The 25942-nt window shown below is 42.4% G+C and carries 24 protein-coding genes and 1 pseudogene; 9 read left to right on the plus strand and 16 right to left on the minus strand.

The window, feature by feature from the left end:
- Positions 1-36: 36 nt before the first annotated feature.
- The 12 genes from fghA to ACYTXU_RS09295 all read right to left on the minus strand — a co-directional run bounded on the left by fghA (position 37) and on the right by ACYTXU_RS09295 (position 11454).
- The gene (gene fghA, locus ACYTXU_RS09240; RefSeq protein WP_462206414.1) at positions 37-873 is read right to left on the minus strand and encodes an S-formylglutathione hydrolase; all 837 of its coding nucleotides are present in this window, start codon (positions 871-873) and stop codon (positions 37-39) included.
- 9 nt (positions 874-882) lie between these two features.
- Positions 883-2007, minus strand: coding sequence for an S-(hydroxymethyl)glutathione dehydrogenase/class III alcohol dehydrogenase (locus ACYTXU_RS09245; protein WP_462206415.1), 1125 nt, complete (start codon positions 2005-2007; stop codon positions 883-885).
- A 610-nt stretch (positions 2008-2617) separates the two neighbouring features.
- Complete coding sequence (locus ACYTXU_RS09250) at positions 2618-3214, minus strand: hypothetical protein (protein ID WP_462206416.1); 597 nt, start codon at positions 3212-3214, stop codon at positions 2618-2620.
- Between the two features lie 237 nt (positions 3215-3451).
- Positions 3452-3943, minus strand: a complete 492-nt coding sequence (locus ACYTXU_RS09255; protein ID WP_462206417.1) for a hypothetical protein — start codon at positions 3941-3943, stop codon at positions 3452-3454.
- Between the two features lie 115 nt (positions 3944-4058).
- On the minus strand, positions 4059-4538 hold the full coding sequence (locus ACYTXU_RS09260) for a hypothetical protein (protein ID WP_462206418.1): 480 nt from the start codon (positions 4536-4538) through the stop codon (positions 4059-4061).
- Between the two features lie 365 nt (positions 4539-4903).
- The gene (locus tag ACYTXU_RS09265) at positions 4904-5308 is read right to left on the minus strand and encodes a hypothetical protein (protein ID WP_462206420.1); all 405 of its coding nucleotides are present in this window, start codon (positions 5306-5308) and stop codon (positions 4904-4906) included.
- A gap of 100 nt (positions 5309-5408) precedes the next feature.
- Complete coding sequence (locus ACYTXU_RS09270) at positions 5409-5561, minus strand: hypothetical protein (RefSeq protein ID WP_462206421.1); 153 nt, start codon at positions 5559-5561, stop codon at positions 5409-5411.
- Between the two features lie 65 nt (positions 5562-5626).
- Positions 5627-6034 (minus strand): hypothetical protein, encoded by a 408-nt coding sequence (locus ACYTXU_RS09275; protein WP_462206422.1) that lies wholly within the window; start codon positions 6032-6034, stop codon positions 5627-5629.
- Positions 6035-6215: 181 nt separating this feature from the next.
- On the minus strand, positions 6216-8234 hold the full coding sequence (gene asnB / locus ACYTXU_RS09280) for an asparagine synthase (glutamine-hydrolyzing) (RefSeq protein WP_462206423.1): 2019 nt from the start codon (positions 8232-8234) through the stop codon (positions 6216-6218).
- Between the two features lie 91 nt (positions 8235-8325).
- Entirely contained in the window at positions 8326-9396 is a 1071-nt protein-coding gene (locus ACYTXU_RS09285; protein ID WP_462206425.1) for an aspartate/ornithine carbamoyltransferase family protein, read from the minus strand.
- 117 nt (positions 9397-9513) lie between these two features.
- Entirely contained in the window at positions 9514-10935 is a 1422-nt protein-coding gene (locus tag ACYTXU_RS09290; protein WP_462206426.1) for a sodium:solute symporter family protein, read from the minus strand.
- Between the two features lie 3 nt (positions 10936-10938).
- The gene (locus ACYTXU_RS09295; RefSeq protein ID WP_462206428.1) at positions 10939-11454 is read right to left on the minus strand and encodes a hypothetical protein; all 516 of its coding nucleotides are present in this window, start codon (positions 11452-11454) and stop codon (positions 10939-10941) included.
- 144 nt (positions 11455-11598) lie between these two features.
- Here ACYTXU_RS09295 and ACYTXU_RS09300 point away from each other — a divergent pair, with 144 nt between their 5' ends.
- From ACYTXU_RS09300 to ACYTXU_RS09330, 7 genes are all read left to right on the plus strand, one after another.
- Positions 11599-12849, plus strand: a complete 1251-nt coding sequence (locus ACYTXU_RS09300) for an allantoate amidohydrolase (RefSeq protein WP_462209405.1) — start codon at positions 11599-11601, stop codon at positions 12847-12849.
- Between the two features lie 254 nt (positions 12850-13103).
- The gene (locus tag ACYTXU_RS09305; protein ID WP_462206430.1) at positions 13104-13652 is read left to right on the plus strand and encodes an RNA polymerase sigma factor; all 549 of its coding nucleotides are present in this window, start codon (positions 13104-13106) and stop codon (positions 13650-13652) included.
- On the plus strand, positions 13649-14338 hold the full coding sequence (locus ACYTXU_RS09310) for an anti-sigma factor (protein WP_462206431.1): 690 nt from the start codon (positions 13649-13651) through the stop codon (positions 14336-14338). Before ACYTXU_RS09305 ends, ACYTXU_RS09310 begins: the two co-directional genes overlap by 4 nt.
- Positions 14339-14506: 168 nt before the next feature.
- Positions 14507-16048, plus strand: coding sequence for a DUF4331 domain-containing protein (locus ACYTXU_RS09315; protein ID WP_462209407.1), 1542 nt, complete (start codon positions 14507-14509; stop codon positions 16046-16048).
- Between the two features lie 10 nt (positions 16049-16058).
- Entirely contained in the window at positions 16059-16589 is a 531-nt protein-coding gene (locus ACYTXU_RS09320) for an Ig-like domain-containing protein (RefSeq protein ID WP_462206432.1), read from the plus strand.
- 3 nt (positions 16590-16592) lie between these two features.
- On the plus strand, positions 16593-17780 hold the full coding sequence (locus tag ACYTXU_RS09325; RefSeq protein ID WP_462206433.1) for a tetratricopeptide repeat protein: 1188 nt from the start codon (positions 16593-16595) through the stop codon (positions 17778-17780).
- On the plus strand, positions 17767-18960 hold the full coding sequence (locus ACYTXU_RS09330) for a HupE/UreJ family protein (protein WP_462206434.1): 1194 nt from the start codon (positions 17767-17769) through the stop codon (positions 18958-18960). The genes ACYTXU_RS09325 and ACYTXU_RS09330 overlap by 14 nt, the downstream gene beginning before the upstream one ends.
- A 123-nt stretch (positions 18961-19083) precedes the next feature.
- Here ACYTXU_RS09330 and ACYTXU_RS09335 read toward each other — a convergent pair whose 3' ends face one another.
- The 3 genes from ACYTXU_RS09335 to tcdA all read right to left on the minus strand — a co-directional run bounded on the left by ACYTXU_RS09335 (position 19084) and on the right by tcdA (position 22742).
- Positions 19084-19563 carry an Hsp20 family protein gene (locus tag ACYTXU_RS09335; RefSeq protein ID WP_462206435.1) on the minus strand — a complete coding sequence of 160 codons (480 nt, stop codon included), beginning with the start codon at positions 19561-19563 and terminating at the stop codon, positions 19084-19086.
- 181 nt (positions 19564-19744) lie between these two features.
- Positions 19745-21715 carry an alpha/beta hydrolase family protein gene (locus ACYTXU_RS09340; protein ID WP_462206436.1) on the minus strand — a complete coding sequence of 657 codons (1971 nt, stop codon included), beginning with the start codon at positions 21713-21715 and terminating at the stop codon, positions 19745-19747.
- Positions 21716-21905: 190 nt separating this feature from the next.
- Positions 21906-22742, minus strand: a complete 837-nt coding sequence (gene tcdA / locus ACYTXU_RS09345; RefSeq protein ID WP_462206437.1) for a tRNA cyclic N6-threonylcarbamoyladenosine(37) synthase TcdA — start codon at positions 22740-22742, stop codon at positions 21906-21908.
- Between the two features lie 85 nt (positions 22743-22827).
- Between tcdA and ACYTXU_RS09350 the strand changes: the two genes are divergently transcribed.
- The gene (locus tag ACYTXU_RS09350) at positions 22828-23589 is read left to right on the plus strand and encodes a TIGR04219 family outer membrane beta-barrel protein (RefSeq protein ID WP_462206438.1); all 762 of its coding nucleotides are present in this window, start codon (positions 22828-22830) and stop codon (positions 23587-23589) included.
- 46 nt (positions 23590-23635) lie between these two features.
- On the opposite strand, the gene ACYTXU_RS09355 is transcribed toward ACYTXU_RS09350, so the two are convergent.
- Complete coding sequence (locus ACYTXU_RS09355; protein ID WP_462206439.1) at positions 23636-25045, minus strand: AmpG family muropeptide MFS transporter; 1410 nt, start codon at positions 25043-25045, stop codon at positions 23636-23638.
- A 41-nt stretch (positions 25046-25086) separates the two neighbouring features.
- Between ACYTXU_RS09355 and ACYTXU_RS09360 the strand changes: the two are divergent.
- A pseudogene (locus tag ACYTXU_RS09360) lies at positions 25087-25911 on the plus strand (ketopantoate reductase family protein); the annotation flags it as partial.
- Between the last annotated feature and the right edge of the window lie 31 nt (positions 25912-25942).

Genomic DNA, 25942 nt, shown 5'->3' on the forward strand with positions numbered 1-25942 from the left:
CAACTTCACAGGCGCTCAGCACAGCGCCTGCTATTTTTAAGCTAAATGCTTAGCATGAAACCTTAAGTGCTGCTCAATAAAACTGGCGATAAAGTAATAGCTATGGTCATAACCATCATGTCTTTCCAAAGTTAACGGAAAAGGAATTCTCGCAGCTAAATCTTCAAGAGTTTGAGGTTTCAACTGTTCCTCAAGAAACTGATCGTCAGCACCCTGTGATATCAGCATCGGTATGGCTTCTTCACTCTGCTCTAACAAAAAACAGCTATCGTATTCCAACCATTTCGATCTATCACTGCCTAGATAGGCTGTGAAGGCTTTTTCTCCCCAGGGACAGTTCACCGGATTGGCAATAGGACTAAAGGCAGAGGTGGACACAAACATGCCAGGGTTGCGCAGGGCAATCATTAAGGCACCATGGCCGCCCATCGAATGTCCGGAAATGGCTTTTTTGGCAGTAACCTTAAAGTTCTGTTCAATAATTTCAGGCAGTTCTTTTACGATGTAATCATACATCTGATAATGTTTTTTCCACGGCTCTTGCGTGGCATTAACATAAAAGCCCGCGCCTTTGCCGAGATCATACCCTTCATGATCCGCTACATCATCGCCGCGCGGACTGGTGTCTGGTGCAACAATGATAATACCTAACTCGGCTGCGACGCGATGTGCACCAGCTTTCTGCATAAAGTTTTCATCGGTGCAGGTCAGCCCCGACAACCAGTACAATACCGGAAGCTTTTTGCCTTCCTCTGCCTGAGGTGGCAGATACACCGCAAAGCGCATATCGCAGTTAAGCATTTTTGAAGAATGACTGTACTGTTTATGCCAACCAGCAAAACTTTTATTGGCTGAAATTTCCTTGATACTCATATCAACCTCTTAGTAATGAATCACGCTACGAATACTTTTGCCTTCATGCATCAGGTCAAAAGCTTCGTTTATATCTTCAAGCGGCATGGTATGGGTAATAAAGTCATCCAGCTTAAATTCGCCAGCCAGATAACGCTCCACATAATCCGGTAATTCGGAACGCCCTTTAACGCCACCAAAAGCAGTACCTTTCCATACGCGCCCGGTCACTAACTGAAATGGTCTGGTGCTAATTTCCTGGCCCGCACCAGCCACACCAATAATCACCGACTCGCCCCAACCTTTATGGCAGCATTCCAGCGCTGAACGCATCACATTAACATTACCGATACACTCAAAGGAATAGTCCACACCGCCATCGGTCATCTCGACAATCACTTCCTGAATCGGCTTGTCGTAATCTTTTGGATTAACGCAATCAGTAGCGCCGAGCTTCTTAGCCAGTTCAAATTTTGATTCATTAATGTCTATCGCAATGATGTGGCTGGCTTTTGCCATTACCGAACCAATCACAGCTGATAAACCGATACCACCCAAACCGAAAATAGCGACAGTCGCGCCCTCTTCTACCTTGGCAGTATTCATCACCGCACCCATGCCGGTTGTCACGCCACAACCAAGCAAACAGACTTCTTCAAGCGGCGCTTTCGGGTTGACTTTGGCCAAGGAGATTTCAGGAAGAACCGTGTACTCAGAAAAAGTCGAGGTGCCCATGTAATGATAAATCGGCTTGCCATTAATGGAGAAACGCGTGGTGCCATCCGGCATCAAACCCTTACCCTGAGTTTCACGAATTTTTTGGCAGAGGTTGGTTTTGCCGGACAGACAAAACTTACACTCGCCGCACTCAGGGGTGTACAAAGGAATCACATGATCGCCGGGCTTAACACTAGTCACGCCCTCACCCACCGACTCAACGATACCACCACCTTCATGCCCTAAAATACTCGGAAAAACACCTTCAGGATCATCACCAGACAAAGTGAAAGCATCGGTATGACACACTCCAGTAGCCACAATCTTAACCCGCACCTCACCTTTCTGCGGCGGCTGCACTTCTACTTCCTCAATAGAAAGAGGCTTACCAGCTTCCCAAGCCACAGCAGCTTTACATTTAATCACTTCATTCGACATCGCTTATTCCTTACCTGCTTAAAATCAATCACTAAACCTTACAATAGTAGCCAATAATTGCAATCGAAGCTTTGAGTTAGCGTGATAAACAGCAACTATTGACATATAAACACACCATAACATTCTAGGGTGAAAAGTAAGTCATAGGCAGGCTTTACAGTGGAGAGAGAATAGATTTATGCTAAAATTATATTGATGCAGAGTAAAATTTCAGGTTATTCAAAAATGAACGGAGTTTGTGGGTGTCCAATACTTTATTCCTTATTTTTTTTTCAAGAAGACTTTTACTATTACCCGTTTAACTAGCTCAACCATAATACAAGTCATACCCAAATAAAATATATTATACACCTCATCGTAATTGACCTGATAAAACTCAGTGAGAATTATTGTCACTAGTGTATATACAATCAAACCTAAATATATACTGCTAGTTAAAATTGGTTTTAATTTCATAGACGGCTTCCTAGTACGATCATATAGGGCATTGGCTACAAAGTTGAGTGTTAATGGGGCCAAGGTCAGAGTACGTTTCAACAGCACACCCGAAATATCAAATCAGTTAATTTACTCTGACCCTATTAATTCAGTGGGTGTCATAAATTTTCTCCTAGTCTCCATTAATGCCTATGCAACGCTCTACAGTTTGCTGCAACTCAATCAACGTTCTGATAATTGGCAATGAAGTAGCAGATGTTTCTATTGTTTCTAATATTACTGCATCCTTATCAACTTTATGCTGGATTATGAACTCAGGAAGCCTGCCATCCAAAAAGTACGGTGGTTTTATATCAGTTTCAAAAGGCAGTACTATTTGTTCAAGGATCACATCTAGGCCTTCACAACTAGAGCTGTCAAGCTCAAATGTCTTTATGTCAATGAGACTGGATGCCTCTGTGAATGAAATTCGAGGTTCATTAATAAGTATCCTTTCGTATTGAGAAATTATTGACTTTTTATTGGAGTATAGAATTGCCAGTTTTTTATTCTTTAAATCTATTAGGTACATTTTAGTTTTAGCCCCTTGAGAGTCAGTGCGCTCTACAAAATATAGGTCAAAACTACTATTGATTTGCAAGTTTTGATGTTTCAAATACATCTGCTCATACGCTTTTGCTTGTAATACAATATCTCCCTTTGACATTTTTTCATATGTCTCACAACCAGACGTCAAGAAAATAAATATTAATAAGGTAATTTTTTTCATTCTTAATCCTTCAAGGATTTGTTTAATTCATAACGCCCATCACTATAAAGCTCTGAATAGTTTAACTTATTATCTACATGGCTTATAGACTCTGCTCCCAGGCGTCTTGCTATATTAATCTGAGGTAGTTAATGGGGTCAGAGTACACTTGAACGCCAACTCCGAAATATCAAATAAATTTATTTACTCTGACCCTGACGAATCCAAGCCATTAATATATCGATTTCCTGTGCTTTCTTAATGGCTTTCTAACTCACTCACAGCCAATTTTATTGCAGCTTCCAATGCTTCTTTTCTTGCCTGCTGTGTTCTATCACCAGAAATATCACTAAATGAGTTGTAAAAAACACTTTCACCCCTTCCCTCAAAGGTTCCTGTATCAGTTATAAGCTTAAGTGATATTACAACTTTAAAACTCCCAGTGTCACCTACGGTATAATTTAAGACATCCTCTAAAAGAACTTTCTTATAAGAGGTACAGACAGCCCTACTATCTACCTTTATTAAATTATCAGGTCTAAATGAGAAAGCAATATCACCCTTATACACCTCCCCTCCTCTCTTGTACCGTTTGTAGAAAACTGTAACCTTGTCTTGTTTAAAACTAATACAAGAAAATACCTCAATCGGTTCAGAGTTCTCTCCAATGACTAAAGTCTTAGGTGCAGAGAATATTGAACAAGATGCCAAACCCCATATAGAAATAATGATAGTTAATAGTTTAATCATTTATTTACTCTTATCAATAATAGGGTCAGAGTACATTTCTACGCCAACTCCGAAATGTCAAATCAATTAATTTACTCTGACCCTATTAATTTACCCTATTAATTACTTTCAGTAATTAATCTTTATTCATAACTTTGAGAAAGGCCTCTTTAATTGCTTCCCTCCTTGCCTTTTGAGTTGATTCAGAACTGAAATCTACCAAAGCATTAAAAACCGAGCTTTTGCCCTGAACTTCAAACCTGTTTCCGTTTACTCTCACTACAAAGTTTATAATAATCCTCTCAGTAACGTTATCTATAAAGGTTTGGTTATATGCTTCTATAATATAAATATCATGATAATCTATACACTTATCAATGTTTTCATCGGAAACGAGATCATTAGGGTTAAAGACAAACGCTAAGTCGCCCCTATACCTCTCTCCATTCTTCCTTAGCCTTTTATAGTAAACATCAACTGAATCCTCTTTAAAATTATAACAGTACTTTCCTCTAATTTTATCCTCTTCGTTTATGTTCAAATACCCTGGCGTCTTTAAATAACTGCAACCTCCTATAATAATAGCTCCTAGACTGACAGCAGTTAAAATCTTCATCCTATTTACCTTCATAGTTTTTAGAACAATAATAGCAAGAATAGGGTCAGAGTATATTTTTATTCTTACTTAGACTAATTATCACTACGCCTTCTACATTAGTTTTCTCTGACCCCATTAATTCGCAACGTCAATGGCAGTAGATTCGTCAGGGTCAGAGTACATTTCAATGCCAACTCAGAAATATCAAATAAATTAATATACTCTGACCCCATTCATTAATTACCATTAATTACCTGACCCCATTCATTAATTACCATTAATTACCTGACCCCATTCATTATGGCTGCCCTTTTTAAATTGAAACCAAAAAATAAGAAGAAGATAATCCTCGAGTTCGCTAACGCTCGTCGAGGCTACGCTAGCTAGATTTCTTTTAGTATCGATAATGGATCTAATACCTCTTTTAAATCAACGTCCAATCTTAAGCAGCTCTCCTGCTTAACCTCACATATAAATTCTCCGTCAGAAACGTAAGAGGTCACTTTTTCATTATCCGAAATATCAATTACTACTCTTATATTCTTAACCTTATTAAGTTTTCCTTTCTGTAGCGATGCTAACTTGAGCTCACCTTTTAGTTCTTCTATAAATGCAAAGTCGAAACTTTCAATCATAAATGTAGGGTTAGACTTGATATCGTTTATTGAATAATCATTCATTGGCTCAAACACCCAAGAGTTGACATATATTTTTATATCTTCTTCAGCTCTTACATTTTTGCATGATACCAAAAACGCAAAAATCAATATCATTAGGTATTTAATCATTCTATCTCCTTTATCATTCATTCCAAAATAACGGCTTATTTTCTATTGGGATACCACCGTGTAAACTTTGCAAGTTCTGAATTAATGTACTCTGACCCCATTAATTTCCTTCTTTGGCAGGCATAGAAATTTCTAATACCTTATCACCAAGGTTAATCTTGTGATGCATCATTTTCCCACTTCCAAAATCCTTTTTGCTGTATGTACAGCTTGTAACTAACAATATTGCTGCTAATAGTGCTACAGTTTTCATGATTGCTCCCAAGATGTATATTGGAGTTTCTGATCTACTAAATACGGTTCATTTTCTTTAGAGATCTAAGCAGTAGAGTTATTTATTTCATTAATTTTAGCATTAAGTAGTTCTAGCAACTCTTTTTTCTCTTCGTCTGTAGGAGTGAATGGTGAGCTTAAATCCATAACAACATTGACCTTATCATCTTCAGAAAGCTTTGCTAAACCAGTTTCATAATAATCAAACTGTCTTATTATTTGAGATTTTACATCTGCTCTATTAGAAAACCTCCTCCAATCTTTCCAGGTGCGAATCTCATCATACTTACCTTGCTCCTCAAGGATTCCTATCAAATCATCAACCGCCTGATTACAGAATCTTGCTGTATGCGGGCTGATCTGAACATACATATTTTCAGGTTTTTTGTTGAATTTCGCTTCAAGCAAGATCTTAATTAAAGCTAGCTGCTCAAAGTAATCTTTCTTTTTCATTGCAATCCTTTGAATACTCAGGAAACCCACAGAATTTTGGTTAAGGTTATCAGATATCACCCAATGACAATAACTGTTATTTTATATTCGACCTTCAAATCAGTATCGTTTTATCCGACATAAAAAAAACGGCAGCCATAATAAGCTGCCGTTTTATTTTATGTTAAGGATATGTCTTTATTTACGCCTGAGCTACCCACCCCAGTTCATGGGCTTTGGCGGCGGCCATTTTGGGCACATCATTTTCAATAAAGTGATGATGGAGAAGCTGTACGCCTAGAACATGGTTAAGGAGGGCATCCATTTGTACTTTTTCTTCACGCTTTACCGTTGGGTCATCATGTTTCCTGAGCATGTCTTGCAAGGCGCCATAATCTATCAAGCCTGCTTCAGCGACTTTTTCTTCGCTGGCGAACTCTTCCATCAATTCCATCAGGGCATTCCATTTTTTCTTGTCAGTGTGCGCTGGCGGTGCCATGAAGGCGAATTTTTGACGTTTGTATAGCGTTTCAGGCAGCAACCCTTTCATCGCTTCTTTCAATACGTATTTTTCTACCGGGCCTTTGATACGCATCTGTGGCGGAATATTGACGGCGTAGGCAGCAAGATGATGATCAAGGAATGGCGGGCGCGCTTCCATGGAGTTGGCCATATCCACACGATCACCGCCCCAGGTTAGAATCTGGCCTTCTAGCATGGTTTTAATCCAGACGTATTGCGCTTTATCCAGCGGGTGACGTCCTTCTAGTTCCGTTTCATCGAAATGCTCAGCCATCGCTGTGCCGGGATCATAATCGCTGATATTATCCTGATGATCTTTGTGCATTAACTGACGAGCAAAACCGTCACACCCCATCCAGCTTTGGATACAGGTAGGTGTGAAACCTACTTTGGAGTCTATCGCATCCGACTGGAATTCTTCGCGCGGTAACATGGCGCCCTGGAATAACTTATTAGATTCAGCTAGAGTCGATTGCCATTCTGAGCGCAGATTATCAGGCAAATCATCTAAGCCGTATAGGAACATGTCCTTTCGGAATGCTGGATAACCAGCAAAGAGTTCATCACTGCCCTCACCCGTCAATACTACTTTATAACCTTGTTCACGAACCTTCTGGCTCATCAATAGTTTGGCTACACCTAGCGTGTTATAAATGGTTCTTTCGGTGTGCCAGATAGTACGTTCGAAATGGTCGTAGAGATGCTCTGCAGACAGCGGCAAAATAATTTGTTCGGCTCCAGTCATCACCGCCATTTCGCGCGCGACAGGAGTTTCATCATAATCAACATCATCAAAACCAATGGTAAAAGCTTTAACGGGATCCTGACGAACTGAAGCGGACAATCCGAGAATTGAGCATGAATCTATGCCACCTGATAAATAGGCGCCAACAGGAACGTCTGCATTCAAACGATGCTGAACAGCTTCCAGTAGGTGTTCGCGCACGCCATCAATGTATTCCTGCTCTTCTTTAACATTCAAATGCTCTTCTGCTTGTGGGAAATTGATATCCCAGTATTTATGCTGTGAAATATTGAGCTTGCCATCTTGCCGCTGGATTTTAATCCAATGACCAGGTGGAACTTGATTAACACCTTTGAAAGCCGTTGAACCAGGAATCATCACTTGAATCAATTGGTGATACAAACCTTCAGAGTCAATTTCACGTTTCACTTCGGGATGAGCAAACAAGACTTTTAATTCTGAGCCAAATACAATGCCATGCTCAGTTTCAGTCCAGTACAGTGGTTTGATACCAAAACGATCACGCACCAGGTACATGGTTTCTTCTTCACGATCATAAATAGAAAATGCGAACTCGCCGCGAAGATTCTCAACGGTCTTTTCGATGCCATAATGCGGGTACATTTGTAACACAAGTTCGGAATCACTTTTTGTATGATAACGCGCACCTTGCGCAGTCATGTCAGCGCGAATGCGTTGGAAATCATAAAACTCACCATTGTGAACCATCATGTAACGCTCATCATCACTGACTAATGGCTGTCGGCCGCGCTCTTCATCCAGATCGATAATGGTTAGTCGTGCATGACTTAAGCCCACCCCAACGCCAACCGGATTATAGTAACCAAAATTATCTGGTCCACGATGATATTGAATGGCCGCCATGTTGACGAGTGTTTGTGCATCAATAGTTCGATCTTTGTCTCGATGAATGACACCGGCAATACCGCACATATAAAAATTCTCCTTGGAATCTTATCTATAATTTAGTTCTAAACGATAACGTATGTAGTAATCAATACCTCTACCTGTGAGACGATGTTAATTAGATCACATCCATCACCATTTCAGTCCTTTCCACCATGCAAGTTAGCAATGCCATACGTAAAAAGACTGCACCTCGCGCTTGTGAGAAGTACCAATTGTGAGGTGTGCCATCCAAATCAGTTGCTAACTCATCGCCACGAGCCAATGGGTGCAAAATAATGGCATCTTCTTTTAGAGGTGACTTGGCGTTTAATACAAACTTATCGCCATGCGATTCAAAACCATTGTCCACCCAGGCGATGGCATTAATGTAAACCACATCCAGCTCAGGTAGCTCTTTGTTGAGACGATTGGTTAAACGCAAATTTAAACCAGCCTGCTCTAACTGTTCTCTTTGTCCTTCAGTGAAAATGTCGTCATCCTTCTGATCATGGATAATGACAATTTCTTCAAAGATTTCTGGGAAATGAGCAAATATTTTCAGCAAGCTACGAACCGTACGCATGTAGCTCGGCAGTCCCACAACACCGACACGAATTTTCTTAGGGTTGTCCAATAACAACTCTGGACGCCACTTGAAAATAGTGTAGAGATCTGACATTGCCTGCGTTGGGTGTTCGTCAGTTCCATTACCAGCATTGATAATTGGAATACGCAATGTTGACGTCATTTCTTTTACTGAATCTTCGTTCGATTCACGCAATACCACGCAGTCGCCATAGTTATTAAACATCTCGCCGATATCAGAAAGCGACTCACCTTTGGCAATTCCGGTAGTTGAGCGGTCGGTAATCGACATAATGTCACCACCCAAACGATGCCATGCACTTTCGAATGATAGGCGAGTGCGTGTGCTCGGTTCATAAAAAGCACTGATTAATATCTTGCCCTGCAATGGGTTATTGTATCGCTTAGGATTACTTTCATACTTACTGGCCAAACGGAATAACTGCAAAATCGTTTGGCGGTCAAATTGATCACAAGTAATAATATGCTGATTCGCTAATTTCTTTAGCGCATCACCATCTTCCTGGATCGTTTTCAGTAATGCTTTTGGATGAGCATCACCACATACATCAGGTTTCACTCTGGAAAACACCAGGTCTTCATCTTTCATTTGGTCTACCATAATTGGTCCTTTAACCAGTCTCTAACGAGTAACACTATGAGGATGATTGGCGATAAGCAGGTCACTGCCATCGCCGCGAGAATTAAGAATTGAAGAGCATCAAAAGATATCAGCATATTACTTCTCCATATTCGCTAATCGATTCCAGTCGAAACGTTCGTCAGCAAGCAATAATCCCAGCATACAAATAATGAACGAAACGCAGCAGCTAATGAGCGCGCCAACGTAGAACCCAATGCTGAAATAACCGATCAGTCCACAAGTTGTACCTAACGCCATCGCAGCGCCGGCATATTTCCCGGATAGTCGCTGTTGATACAAACCTAAAACAATGGGCCAGATAGCACTTGCCACGAAAGCACCAGCCAGGTTCAAGACCTCGCCCAAGGTGCCCACTCGAGGCAAACATATAATCCAGGTGGCAAAGCCTAAAAATAAAATTGAATTACGACTAATTTTCTCAAGCTTTTTATTGTCGGCCTGCTTATTGATAAACCCTTTGTAAATATCCTTGGTAATCAAATCGCTGGTCGCTGCTAACAATGAATCAAGACTAGATGCCAGCGCCGAAAAGACCACAACGAATACAAAAATCGCACCAATAGAACCTAACAGCTTGGCTGCGACCATTGGCCCAACCATATCCGCTTCTGCCGGATAGATTCCTAATGCCGGTGCCGCCAATGCAATAAATCCGGTCACGATTGGAATCGGCAACCACAATAAGCCCGCCATTAAATAGGCACGCTTACCAATACCTTCTCGGAAGGCAAGTGCTCGAGACCACCAAACGTTTGAATGGAATATTTCGCCAATACCAAAAAAGATATTATTGAACAAAAACATAATCGCTGCCGGGAATAATAAATTCAGCAACTGCGGATGCTCTTTTTTAGCCGACTCATAAACTGTTTCCAGTCCAACAGTCTGGTAGCAGACATAGCCAATAATTAAAACGCCAGTGATAATGATCAGTGTCTGCACATAGTCAGTTGCGATAACCGCTCTGAGTCCACCGAGCAAGGTATAGCCAACGCAGATAATTAAGATCGCAGTCATGCCCAGCTCATAACTCAATCCACTCAAGGTGGACAGCAAGACACCACCAGCCATGCCAAGGCTCACTAACCAACCTAGCGCATAGCAAAAGGACACCACTAAGAAAATGATCCAGGCAGGTTTGCCATAGCGCACACGAATAAAGTCTCCGCAGGTATAACCTTGAGGCATCAACTCTTTAATGCGTTTTGCCATTGGCGCAAACAAAATCAAGCCGAGCGCCGCCATTGAGTAACCGACCATGCCCCAGATACCAAACTGGTAAGTCAGCTGCGGTGCAACTAAGGTCGTGTTACTGGTGATCCAGGTAGCCATTGCGGTTGCCGAAGCAAATGCAAAGCCCACATTACGTCCGGCCAGCATGAAGTCATCAAGATCCTTATTTTTACGGCCTAACCACCAGCCGAAGAAGATCCAGATCACGCCAAAAGCCACCAAAAGGCTTGCCGCCATCGTTATAGAAATAGGATTAAAGTCCATGATTTAGCCTTCTGTTGAAGTCTCTTTTGATTGAAAGGCTCGAGAGATCATGTAACCAATAAGAATGACAAACATTAATGCGCCGACTCCAAACACTAGCCAGACTCGCAAGAGTGAATGGTGGGCAACGGTAACACTGGCTACATTACTTTTGACGTTCTGCTGTTCATCAAGCAGACGCAGAAAATAGGTTCCCTCGTCGTAACCCGTTAGGTGAACCTTATCTTGATAAGTCACATCCAACAGTTGCAACTCTGGAGAAAAATTCTCACTGGTTGATAACTGAAGATATAGGGGGGATTTTCTAGCAGAGTCAATTAAGACTTGCTCGGGATCAATTTGATTGGTATTCGAACGATTCCATTCAACACTAAAATAACCGGCGTTAGAACTTTGTTCCACTGGTTCTAATTTCAGCTCACAGCTAACTCCTTCACAAACTGAAGAGTTTTCCGCGCTAAACGCTGCGCTATTTAGTGAAAAAACGAAAAAAATGACCGCAATCAGTTGTAAGGCCATAAAATTTACATTGTCTTTGCAAAGACAAGTAACCTTAGCAAAGCTAAGTGCTTAGATCAAATCACCTGGTTACAGATTAAACACTTACAATAACCTATAAGAATTTGCTAAGGTGGAACAATAACTCAAAGAGAGGTACAACTTATCTATTCCGTTAATATCGAAAGAATCGAAAAAGATTTATATGAGTTAGCGAACTTTGGCTTTAATCCCAAAGATAAAGGTATCTATCGCCAAGGGTTAACTGATATCGATATGCAGGCTCGTCGCTGGGTCATGCAACAGTTCGAAGCCAATGGGCTGCAAACTCACATGGATGGTGTTGGCAATGTATGCGGTCGCCTGGGCGATCCTGATAAGCCTGCAATCATCATCGCCTCACACTTAGATTCAGTTCCTGCAGGCGGTATGTTCGATGGCACGCTTGGCGTTATTGCCGGACTGGAATGCATACGCGTTCTCCGCGAAAATAATATCGAACCCAATCATCCCATTGAAATTATTGGCACCAGCGAAGAAGAAGGTCGTTTTGGTGGCATGCTTGGTGCACAGGCATTAAGCGGTAATTTAAATTTTCAATGGCTGGAAACCGCCAAAGATCCCAAAGGTGAACTGTTAAAAGATGCGATGCAGAAATGTGGATTGGATATTCACAATGCACTGCATTGCCGTCGCGAGCCGGGCAGCATGAAAGCTTTTTTAGAACTGCATATTGAACAAGGCCCAGTGCTAGAAAAACGACAAAAATCTATCGGTGTCGTTGATGGGATTTCTGGTGTTTTTAAGTGGCTGGTGAAATTAAAAGGTAAAGCCGATCACGCTGGTACCGCACCAATGGATATGCGCAGTGATGCCTTTATGGGTGTCGCCGATTTTGCCCATGAAATTAGTCGTATTATTGATGAAGAAGGCACCGATAAAAGTCGTCTCACCATTGGGCGTGTTGATTTAAAACCAGGCTACGCCCACACCATTCCCGGTGAAGCTCACTTTACCTTGGTTGGTCGTGATATGAGCGAAGAAGTGATGCAGCAAATTGCCAACAGTTGTGGCAAAGTGCTGTCCTCGATTGCTCGCAAACATAAACTTCGTTTCGAGTACGAACAAATGAGCTGGATGGGCCCAAAATACTTTAGCCCAAAACTGGTTGAATTCATTGAGCAACAGGCAGAGGAGCTTGGTTATAATTACTTACGGATGCCGAGCGGTGCTGGTCATGATATTCAGTTCTTCACCGATCTGACTCCAACCGGCTTAATCTTCATACCCAGTGTTGGCGGCGTCAGCCACGCTCCAGATGAGTGGTCACACTGGCAAGATGTCGAACAGGGTTCGAATTTGCTTTTAGCAACTCTCTTGAATATAGCGAATGATAAAGTCTCACTAGAAGAATAATCACTGTATTTCTATATCCGAGGCAGCTTTGATGGCTGCCTGTATCTTTTGCTATCTCGCTTACAACCCCACTACTCTTGACTTCTTTTATAATCGTTTCTGTGACTCCCGTCATAATCTCCCTCTGGTCAGTCCATTATTTACACAAAATATTCACGCTACCGAGAGTAGCTTGCAACTAATAAGTGCAAAAACTGCATCCAAAAGCCTTAAATAACCGTAACAGTAATGTTACTCAAACAAATGGGACTAATATGTCTGAGGAACACAATATTGACCAGCAGCATCTTGCCTGGTTAAACGATATGTCGATGGGAAGCCGACAAGCGTTTCAACGCTTGTACGAAAACTCCTCGGGAAAGTTACTGGCCATAGCAACCAAGTTGCTCGGGCGAAAAGATTTGGCGGAAGAAGTTTTGCAAGAAGTCTATATTAAAGTTTGGCACAATCCAGAAGGGTATCACTCAGAACGCGGCAGTGTAATGACCTGGTTGATCAGTATTCTACGCAACCAATGCATTGATCAGCTACGCCACTCGCAAGTGAAGCAAAAGTATCAGCACAAGATGCCTGAGCCTGCGGATATTAGTCCGCAACTGGATCTGGACATGAGTGCTTCCAATGAAAAGCTTGATGAATGTATGCGTATGCTGAAAGGCGAACAAAGAAATACCATTCAGCTGGCTTTCCTTTATGGTTACACCCATCATGAAATTACCCACTACTTAAGTGCACCTCTCGGCTCCATTAAAAGCTGGATCAGACGCGGTCTTGAAGCGCTGAAAAGGTGCCTGAAGTCATGAGGTATCATAACGAAGAGCTCTCCAACGAACTGGCTAAGCACTATGTTATTGGCACTATGACGCCTCTGGCTCGTCGTCGTTTCAAAAAATTACTGATTAAACATAGCCACTTACAGCAAGCAGTATGGCATTGGGAGCAAATTTTAAATCCCATGGCTGAAGAACTTGCGCCTATAGATCCTGATCAGCAGGTATGGCAAAACATCACTGCAAGACTGGGGTGGGCTAGCAAATCCAAGGCTTCCTCATGGTGGACTGTCTCTGGCTGGTTAGCGACAGCTGCCAGTCTGTTAGTCGTCGCCTATCTGTGGACAGCACAACCGTCAATCACTCCACAGCAGCCAGCTTCTGCACAGGCCTTGGCCATTCTTCAGGTAGAAGCAAACCAACCGGCATGGGTTGTGCAACAAACTGACGATAGGTTGTCAGTGACGGTGAAAAACTTACCTGACATTCAGGCCGACCAGGATTTTGAATTGTGGATGCTGCCAGCCAATGGCCAGGCTCCTATTTCCTTAGGCTTATTACCTAAAGCGGGTAATAAAGAGCTGGCCATCTCGGCACAGCTTCCTGATCTCATTCAATCAGGCCTGGCGGTGAGTATTGAGCCTGAGAATGGTTCACCAACTGGCGCACCGACCGGTCCAGTGATTCTTACTGCGCAGTGGATTGAGATTAGTGGATAGAGATTAAAAACTAGCTATTTCAGCTGGACGTAAAAAAATATCATTTTTTTTGCATCCAGCTGCATCTTCCAAACGTATACGAGTTACACACACAAAAAAGGTAGGTAACTCGTTATGAAAAAACAACTTATAACCAGTGCTGTTTGCTTCACTTTAGCCAGCACTTTAATGTATCAAGCTGCGGAGGCATCCAGTCACCGCGAAGCTCCGAATATCACCCGTTATCCAACGGTTGATTCCACCGATTTTTATCTCTTTAACAGCTATGAAACTGATCGGGCTGGATATGTCACCATTTTGGCGAACTATATCCCGCTGCAAGATGCTTATGGCGGCCCCAATTATTTTGCTATGGATCCTGCTGCTGCCTATAACATCCACATTGATAGCGATGGTGATGCAGTTGAAGACCTCACTTATCAATTTAAATTCACCAATACGCTGGCAGCTAATGGTGAAGGCATCAAGCTGACTATCGGTCCCGACGGTAACCAGAGACAAGTTGCCATCCCTCTGAAAAATGCTGGCGGGATTGTCGCAGGCGATAGCTCAGCTTTAAACTTTATTGAAACCTATAACCTGACACAAATTGAAGGTCCTGTTCGCTCAGGTACTCGTACTGCATTAAGTAGCGACATGGGTAGCTCAACCTTCACCAAGCCTTGGGACTATATTGGTGAAAAAACCTTCTCATCCGCTGCTGACTATCAGAGTTATGCCGATCAATACGTTTACAACGTCACACTGCCTAACTGCTCCCAGCCGGGTCGTGTTTTTGTCGGTCAGCGTAAAGATCCTTTTGCGGTAAATCTTGGCGAGAGCTTTGACTTAGTGAACTATGTTCCAGTCGAAGGTGATAGCGAACCTGGCGCTGGTGACGGCGGCGGCTTCCCTGGTGGTATCACTCAGGATGTCGCGAATGATGATTTAAGAGACAAAAATGTCACAACTCTGGCATTAGAATTACCAGCCAGCTGTTTAGTCGGTGATGGTAATGGCGTGATTGGCGCATGGACTACCGCCAGCTTGCCACAAGCTCGCATCCAAAACCCAAATGCAAGCTTCGACAAGCCAGAAGTTAATGGTGGCGCTATGGTGCAAGTTTCACGCCTGAGTGCTCCACTGGTCAACGAAGTGGTGATTGGTCTGCCTGATAAAGATACCTTCTCTACGGCTCATCCTAACGCGGATATTCAGTTCGCAGACTATGTGACTCATCCGAGCTTCCCGGCGCTACTGGATCTATTATTCCGAGATGCAGTTAATGCGACGTTAGGAACTAACTTTGAAACCATCGCACCGACTAACTTTCCTCGAAATGATCTGATAGCTGCCTTCCTGACCGGTTTTGCAGGCGTCAATCAACAGGCAACGGTGACTCCATCTGAGATGCTACGTTTAAATACAGCCATCCCAGCAACACCGGCTGCTAATCAATCTCCATTAGGTGTTATCGGTGACGATCTGGCTGGTTTCCCCAATGGTCGCCGTCCAGGTGATGACGTAGTGGATATTGCTTTACGTGTTGTTATGGGTCGTTTGTGTCATGAGATCCCTGTTAGTGGCACGCCAACTAACCTAGGTCTATGCCAACCTGAAGATGCCAATGTTGGTACAGCACCATTTACCGATGGCGCGCCTTTATCAGCTTCGGACATTGATGAGCAATTCCCTTACCTACGTACGCCATTAGCTGGCTCACCAAACTAAGGAGGAACTGATGAATATTGCAAAATATATGCAGCCCATCCCCTTGCTGAGTGTGCTGTTACTAAGCGCACTCATATTGGGCGGCTGTGATAGCGATGGGCCATACAGAGACGACCCACCGGTAAATACAAAACCGGAAGCTATCGGACAAAGCATCATAACTGAAACGGATACGACAGTAGATGGGCAGCTCGAAGGCTCTGATGCTGATGGAGATAGCTTAACTTTCAGCGTATCGCAAGATGTTATGAATGGTGTTTTAAGTATCAATTCTGATGGTAGCTTCAGTTACACACCTGATAACGGCTATACCGGAACTGATCAGTTTAGCTTTGTGGTTAGCGATGGCAGTGCAACATCCGATCCAGCTATCGTTGATATCACTATCAATGTGAAACAGGAAATGTTCGGTTCTTACAGCCGAGCGTCTTATTCCAAAGCTGAAACTGATGAACCATCAGGTGTTAATGGCCGTGAGTTCATATTCGATGTCGATACTACCGACTACTACCAAGACTTGGTCATTGAAGGAGAACAATGATCGATGAAGAACTCTAGCTTTAAAACTTCTCTAAACACTTCTCTTAACACTTATCTAAACACGGTACTGTCAGGGCTTTTTGCCCTGCCAGTACTTTTTATTGCAAATACAGGCTATGCTGAAAGTAGCACCTGGGTTCCTGACAACGATCATGTACTGGTCCTCAGTTACCAACCCAAGCCTGACACCAAAACAAGTTCTACCAATGAATTTTACTCAACCAATAAATGGAAACAGCTAGAACCTGTACTGCAGAATTTATTGATTGAATCAAGCCTTCCTGGAAAGAGTTCTCTTGAACAGCAAGCTCAACGACTTGTGTCTGAGTGGACAAGTGCTGTTGAAAAAGACCCATACCTATTATCGTCAAGTGACCTTTCCCAATTAAAACTATTCAAGGCACAGCTATTACAAAAGAAGCATCGCTTTAAAGAAGCTCTGCAAGAATTAGAAACCATAGACAACAACGACCGACTGTTTGCTCAGGCACTTTTAATCGAGTCTCGTATCCATCATATTCAAGGGCAGTATGACAAAGCACGCCAGTCATGCAGTCAATTACTCAATCAGAACTTACCCTTGTTTGCTCAACTGTGCTTAATTGAAACAGAAGCATTAGCAGGGCAACCGGAAAAAACTTATAAGCTACTCAGTGAGTTTAAAACACAGTACGCTCATAGCTCAGCAGAAGTTCTTAACTGGTATCACCAAGTTGCAGGCTCAATTGCCAGAATATTAAACAAAACATCCGATGCCGAGCAGCACTTTTCTTTCAACTTAAATCAAGCACCCAATAGCCAATGGTTTCAATGGGCCGATATGGCACTGAGTAATGGCAAAGCCAATTTAGTGCTAACCAGAATGAAACAACTAAACAATCCAGATATTGAACTGAAAGACGGCCTGATCATAAGAATGGCCAGAGCTGAAAAGATGCTTGGTAGCAATAACGAATTCCAAGCTTTAGCTAAGCAGCGAATTGAATTAAGAGTTAAAAGAAATGATCAACTGCATGCTGCCGACATTGCCTATTATTATCTATATATTACCCCTCAACCTGAACAAGCTTTGTATTGGGCGGAAAGAAATTGGCAGACAGTAAAAGAGCCAGCAGATAGCGAACTATTAATGCTTGCTCAACAAATGGCTCAACCAATGAATCAACAGGAGGTCACTGATGAGAAACAGTAAACCTTGGGCATTTGTTGTGATCTTTATCGTAAGTGCGTTTATGCTATTGAATGCCCCTGCCAGCTTTGCTCATCAATTCAGTACAGCCCACGCCAAGCTTGAGCCCACAGGGCAAAATCAATATCAGGGACATCTGGCATTGTCGTTGCAGGATATTCAGCAAGCGCTGTCTATCGATCCCAATAATGATGGAAAACTATTGTGGCAAGAAGTGAAACAGAGCCTACCTGCCCTGCAACTGTATTTAAACGATCGCTTTACTATTTCGCAAAGCATATCCGATTCGACTATTAGCTGTCAGCTTAATTGGTTGAACTCACCACAGCTTTCAGAACTGTATGGCGAAACATTGTTACACATTCCATTAGCAGTAACCTGCCCACAGTCAGCGGACTCTGCTGGAGAATTGGTCGTACGGTACAACGCATTTTTCGAACACTTCAATGATCATAAGTTACTCTTGAGCTGGAATTTCAAAGATGGTGAAAGTGGAGATAATGGAGAGAACGGAGAAAATAACCAGAGCGCAGAAAGCTACTTCATTATTGATGATTCAAATCAAACAGCAACACTAGCTTTTGTTAAAAGCAGTCTATTAGATACCGTCAATTTTTATTTATACCAGGGCGTGATCCATATCTGGTTTGGCCTTGATCATGTTCTGTTCGTATTAGCGCTGATTCTACCTTTTGCCTGGTTACGGTTTCGGCAAGGGCGTTTTTCTGATACAAAAAAATTAGTGTTAAAAGATTTGTTAGTACTCATTACCAGCTTCACACTGGCTCACTCAATCACATTGACACTGACTGCGTTAAATATACTTTCAATTCCTTCTCAGTGGGCAGAAATTGGTATTGCTATCTCGGTGGCCTTCACCGCCATTAACATTATTACCCACTGGGTCAAACGACTCGGCATTATTACTTTCTTGTTCGGCTTACTGCATGGCATGGGTTTTGCCGGCGCTCTATCCGAACTTGGCCTTAGCGAGACTTATAAAATCTCAAGCATAGTAGCCTTTAATCTTGGTGTGGAAATTGGGCAGGTTGCCATTATCTTTTTGCTCTACCCTCTATTGACTCGACTGCGTAAAACCCAAACGTTGCAATACAGATTAGTGCCGACACTTGCAGTTTTAATTGCAATCATGGGAGCTTATTGGATAGTGGAACGTTTATAAATTTTTACACTTAACAAAAAAAGCAGTAGCCAATGACTACTGCTTTTTTATGACTAACGGTTTTGTCTTAGTCAAATCTTAAGCTCCGCTTACCAATACAGCGCCCAAGATTTGTAATAAGAATTAAGCAGCTTCTTCTGCTTTATTCTTGTGCTCTAAGACTTTTTCAGCGGGTTTCTCTGAAGTACCAATCTCGATAGTACGAGGCTTCATTGCTTCAGGTATTTCCTGCTTCAAGTTAATGGTTAATAAACCGTTATTCATATCAGCTGATACTACTTCAATATGATCAGCTAAGTTAAATTTACGTTCAAAGGCACGATAAGCAATGCCCTGGTGCAAGAACTTTCGTTCTTCATTCGTATTCTCTTTACGACCACGTATGGTTAGCACACCCTTTTCAACCTGGATGTATAATTCATGGCGATCAAATCCAGCAACCGCAATGGTTACGGCATATTTATTTTCATCGAGAACTTCGATGTCGTAAGGCGGGTATCCACCAGTAGACTGTTCGCCACGTAATGAGCTATCCAGCAAAGATGCTAAACGGTCGAAACCAACACTACTACGGTATAGTGGACTTAAATCTATTCTATTCATAATCATATCCTCCAATAGAAGCAATATATTGTTAATGTTTAAGAGCCCTAATCTCTCAGAGACTTAGCGCTCACGATCCTATTTGGGGATAGTTCGAAAATATTTCAAGTCACTTCTAAACAAAATATCAGACAAAAAAATAGCCACCCGGAGGTGGCTATCAATTAACTCACTGCTCTTCCTACTCACCGATATGCTCTTCTAAGAAATCTAGAATCTTCTCAAAAGATTCAATACGGTATTCAACCTTCTGGAAGCCATGACCATCTTCTCGATAGAAAGTATCGTACTCTTTACCGGCTTCTTTCAGTTTTTCTTCCAAGAATTGTGCATTGTCAAATGGCACTCGAACATCTTCCTCTCCGTGCACAATTAATAGCGCTGCTTTCAACTTATCAACATGGTAGGCAGGAGAGCGCTCACGAATTCTTTCTTTAGTATTCTCACCAATAATTTGTCTAATATAATTGTCTCTTACTTCTGAGTTGCCTCTAAAAGAATCAGCCTTAGTCCATTGAATCTCCATTTCGTAAATACCTGCCTCAGGGATTGAACATTTATACAGGTCAGGCTCTTTTACCACCGCATTCATGGCAGCATACCCCCCATAACTACCGCCATGTATACATATTCTGTCTTTATCTGCCAACCCTTTCTCAATTGCCCAAAGGGTTGCATCAGTCAGATCATCCTGCATTTTTGCGCCCCATTCTTTTGCACCGGCCATCATAAAATCATTACCATAACCACCTGAGCCACGATAATTAAGTTGCAACACTAAATAGCCTCTATTAGCTAGTAACTGAGCTCTCCAGTTAAATCCCCATTCATCTGTTACACCATAAGGGCCCCCATGAGGAAAAATAATCAGGGGAAGATTCTTAGGTTTAACACCGTTTGGAATGGTTAACTGACCATACATCTTCAAACCATCGCGAGCAGTCATAATAAACGGCTCTACTGACGCCATTTGTTCCGGCTTAATATGCGGCATAGCACTAGCGATATATTTTGCTTTGTTCGTTTCACGATCAAACAGGAAGAAGTCACCGAGATTCTTGTCACTATAAGCTTTAATCATAGCCAACTTATTGTCATCACTATAATTGGTCATGACAATATCTTGACCTTTAAAGCTGGCACGAAGTGACTTATGAAAAGCAACTTCTTCGGCTACAGAATCGTCACTTAGATAAAAATACTCTGGATAGCCGGGCTCATAAGTGACACCAATTACCTCTCCTTGAGCACCGTATAGACCTTCTTTAATATCTACATCGGGATGACGATGCAAAAATTTAATTTTTCGGGTCTTTAAATCCAGCTCAAATAAGCCGGTAACGCCATCATGATCAAGATCGTGATTAGACTCAAAATAAAATTTATCATTTGTTAAGTTAAATCCAATTCCATCTACATTAGGAACGTCATCTCGATTGACTGTTAATGATAATGCTGTCCAATTCCCTTGCAGGTCTTTAACATGTACTCTTGTAACATCGTCACTCAGGTCATTTACATCGCCTCTATCAAGTTCAATTGCAACTCTTGGCACTTCATTTAAATCTACATCTATGGAGCTAATAACAGCTTCAGAACCACCCACAGGCTTAGGGGAATCTGAGTTATAAAGTAAGTCACCTGTATATACATCCATACGGTGAAGCTTCATACCATATTCATCTGTCCAGTGTGATTTACCAACTAAAATACGCTTGTCATCATCTTTTAAAGGACTAATGAAATCTATCCGTGAACGCTGGTAGTCCCACAACTGGACTCGCTTGGTGCCATCGATATTTCCCGCTACTAGTTTAGGCTCTTTGGGAGCTCCATCCAAATATCCAGTAATATTAACGGCTACCATCATAACGCGCTCATTATTGACCCATTGGAAATCTATAACCTCTCTTTCATCACCGACTTCAAAAGAGGTTAGAATTTTATTGTCGGCAATATTCATGACAGCTAACTTAACTTCCGAACCATCTTCATAGGTAAAGGCAATATGCTCACCATCTGGTGATACTTTAGCGCTTTTGAATTGTGATTTTTTTGCAAAGTCTTCGATTGGAATAGTTTTTGATTGAGCAGCGCCGCATAGAAAAAGCGCAATAGCCAAAGTAAATACTAGTTTAAAAAGCTGTTTCATGACATTCCTCTGGTCATTGTTTGAATTATAAAAACTCACCTACAATAAAGAGAATGAGTGCATTTGTATAGCTTCCTTTTGTATCAGTTCCAGATAATTTTATGTCTTTACCTACAGACACAGAAACACCTGGGAAACTTTATTTTGAATCAATCTATCTAAGATTTTTCTTGTAAAAATCAATTCTCTTTTACGCTTTCGTCTCAGCGAGCTTTTGCAGAACTAAACCTACCGCAAAATTACCAAAGGTCGCTGTGATGTGCGTTGCAGATCCCATACCCACATCACAAGCCATGCGCAGCGCCCTTTCTGAGTCTGGCTTAGCCTGAGTGATGCCTCCATCCGGCAATGGATAAGCTAGTTGCTCTGTTGAGTAAACACAGGGAACCTGATATTTACGTTTCAGGTTACTTGAAAAACCATAGTCGTAACGCAGGATAGAGCGTGTTTTGGCCAGCAAGGGATCGTTATGAGTTCGCGTCAGATCAGCAATAGTAATTTGGGTTGGATCTACCTGTCCACCGGCACCACCGACGCAGACAATGCGGATCTTGTTGCGCTTGCAAAAGCGTATCAGTGCTGCCTTGCTGCGCGCGCTATCAATCGCATCAATGACATAATCAAACTCTGTTGAAATATAGTCTCGGACGTTCTCCGGCTTAAGCAAGTCTTCAATGATGGTAACCTGACAATCAGGATTAATCTGCGCAATACGTTCTTTCAGAACTTCCGCTTTACCCTGGCCGATGGTGTTTCCCAGCGCCACCAGCTGACGGTTAATATTCGATTCGCTGACTTCGTCCGGATCAATCATGGTGATCTTGCCAATCCCAGATCGGGCCAATGACTCAACCACCCACGAGCCAACACCGCCGACACCTATTACACAGACATGAGATTGCTGAAAGTTTTCCAATGCTTTTTGCCCGTAGAGTCGAGCAATTCCGCCAAATCGATTATTCACAAAAGAGGTTGGTATAAGAATGATGTGACGATTATAGCAACTGATGCGTCGATTAGTTAACACACTGATAGCCTTGAAGGTGGGCTTTCGGCAATAAAGTGCTTAAAATGGCCCGAACTAATACAGATCTAGGTTTAGAGGGTAAACTATGAAATTAAATAAATTATTCGTGGCAACCACCATTTTAGCTACCTCAAGCATCGCGTCGGCCGATGTCGTTGGTATTTATGCTGGTGCTCAAAAGTGGAACTATGATATCGACGGCTATGTTAGCTCCGGTTCTGGCAACGTTGATTTCAATGATGACTTGGGATATGACGATAGCGATGATAACAGTTACTTCGTGGCCTTAGAGCATCCAATCCCTGTTTTACCGAATATTAAAATCCAGCAGAACAATCTTGAGGGCAATGCCACAGGCACTGCATCAAAAGACATCACTTTTAATACTAGAACCTTCCCAGAAGGAATGGACATAGTCTCCGCTTATGATTTCAGTAATACTGACTATACTTTGTACTATGAAATATTAGATAACTGGGTAAACCTTGATCTGGGTATAACTGGTAAGGATTTTGATGGCTATGTATTGATGGAGTATCCACCGGGTATAGGCAGCATCCCCAATAATGGAAGAGTGAATTTCAAAGGCATAGTTCCAATGCTTTACGGTAAAGCTCAATTTGACTTACCATTAACTGGATTCAATGTTGGTACCACTATGAATATTGGCCAGACTACTGATGATAAAATCAACGACTACACCATGTACTTCGGTTATGAAGGTGAGACGGGATTTGGTTTTGAAGTAGGTTACCGTAACTTCACGGTTGAGTTTGATAGTTTCGATGACTTATCCAGCGATTTTACCTTTGATGGTTATTACGCCAGCTTGAACTTCCATTTCTAGTATCAGCCGCTGCATACTGAACAGTTGCGATAGTAAGGGCGATTCATCAATCGCCCTTACTTTTTATAGCTACAGTCCCCTGAGTTAATTTTTCTCGATACATCAAGGCCAGAACTAACAATACTGCCGGGATTCCTAAGAAGGTAGTGTAAATAAAGAAGAATTCGTATCCCCAGCGGTCTATATCTGCACCACTGAAACCACCGAGGAATTTACCTGGCAAAGTCATTAAAGAGGTATAAAGCGCATACTGGGTGGCGGTAAACTCTCTATTGACCAAAGTGGCGAAATAGGCCATCAAGACCCCTTGAGCAAAACCACCCGCCAAATTATCGATGCTGATCACTCCAATTAAAAGCTCATTACTTTTTGGTTGAGTGGCCATATAGGCGAATAGCAGATTAGTCAGCATCACCAGTAAGGAGCCAGTGAAGAGACATTTCAGAATATTGACTCGATTAACCGCAATACCACCAAGAAAAGCCCCTAAAATGGTCATAATAAGGCCATAAACTTTAGAGATTTTAGCTACTTCATCCTTGCTGAAGCCCATGTCATCATAAAAGACATTGGTCATGACTCCCATTACCAGATCACTGACGCGAAACGCCATGATGAATGCAATAATGACCAGTCCCCACCAACGGTAACGAATAATAAAATCAACAAAGGGCGAAATAATCGAGCGAATAATATGCTGAGAAATCGAGCTGGTCTGTATAAAGCCTCGCAATTTATCCTGAGTACTTGGCACTGCTTTCAGCAAGTGATTAGTCACCTTATGATCCAGTTCTGAAGTACCAATTTCTTTTTCGACATGAGGTGGCTCAGGGGAAAGTAGCCAGCCAATCAGACCGACACTCATCAAAAGCGCCATCACCATATAGCTAAATTCCCAACTACCGCCTACCTCTTCATTGGCCAGCATCAAAGCGCCGGCACCGGCGGCAATCATGGCTAATCGATAACCCATGATATACATGGCAGAAGCTGCACCCTGCTTCTTCTCATCGACACTTTCTACCCGAAAGGCATCTATCACAATATCCTGAGTCGCGGCTAGAAACGCGGTCGCCAATGCAAAACCGATAATTCGTGCAGTGTGAGTTCCGGCATCCGTGGTGGCTATGGCCAGCAAACACAATGTAATGCCAACCTGCGCCACAAATAGCCAGCTTCGGCGCTTACCAAACCATTTATGAAGCAGTGGGATTTTTAAGTTATCGACCAACGGTGACCACAACACCTTGATTGAATAAGCCAGGCCAATCCACGATGCGAAGCCAATATCGGTTCTGGAAATTCCCGCATCTTTTAACAACCAGGAAAAAGTCCCCATCACCAACAAGTAAGGCAAGCCGGCAGAAAAACCCAGCAACAGCATGCGGATCACTTCCGGATGGAAGTAAACAAAGCCCTTAGCATAAGATTGAAGTTTTATTGTGTTATTTTTCACTATAAGATGGTTTTTATTTGGTTAATGGTCTTGATAACAACATGATTTCTATACTTGGCGCTGGCGCTATAGGCCAGCTGCTAGCCCATAAACTAACTGATGCCTCGGTTGAATGCCAGCTTATTGTGAGCGATTCTGACAAATACGACTCGCCCGACTGGCAGTTTCGTGATCTCAACCAGAAAGTCAGCTCTAAGCAACTGCAAAGCTCTGCCCACAACACTAGTCAACAGGAATCATCACCGCTAGACCTGGTCTTTGTCTGCGTTAAGGCACCACAACTACAAGCCGCGCTGAATTCCATCAAGCATCGTTTAAATGACCAAAGCCAATTAGTGCTGTTTCAAAATGGCATGGGGCATGAACAAGTCGCCAGCCTCTATGTGACTAAGCAGAATATATTCTTTGCCAGCAATACCCACGGTGCCTATCGCGAGTCGAATCAAAGCCTAGTCTATGCAGGAGAGGGCAAGATTATTGTCGGAGCAGCAGAGCAGCAAGCAATCCCTGAGTGGTTCAAACAATTGCAGCAAATTGACAGCGGGCTCGCTTTTGAATGGAGCGCCGACATCCAGCCAATACTCTGGCGCAAACTATTAATCAATGCAGTCGTGAATCCATTAACAGCCATACATCGCTGTAAAAATGGTGCCCTGCTCAAAGAAGAGCATAAGTCTCAGCTTTTGGCTTTAATCAATGAAAGCCGCCAGTTTGCACAAGCCATGAGATTTCATTTTGCAGACGACCTAAAAACCATCATTCTCAATGTGATTGAACAAACCGCCGATAACTACTCATCTATGTATCAGGATGTGATGGCTGACCAAGTCACCGAAATTGACGCCATCAATGGCTATTTGCTGGATCAGATCCAGGCCAAAGCTTTTCATGCCCCTC

It is taken from the genome of Kangiella sp. M94 (assembly GCF_054926195.1).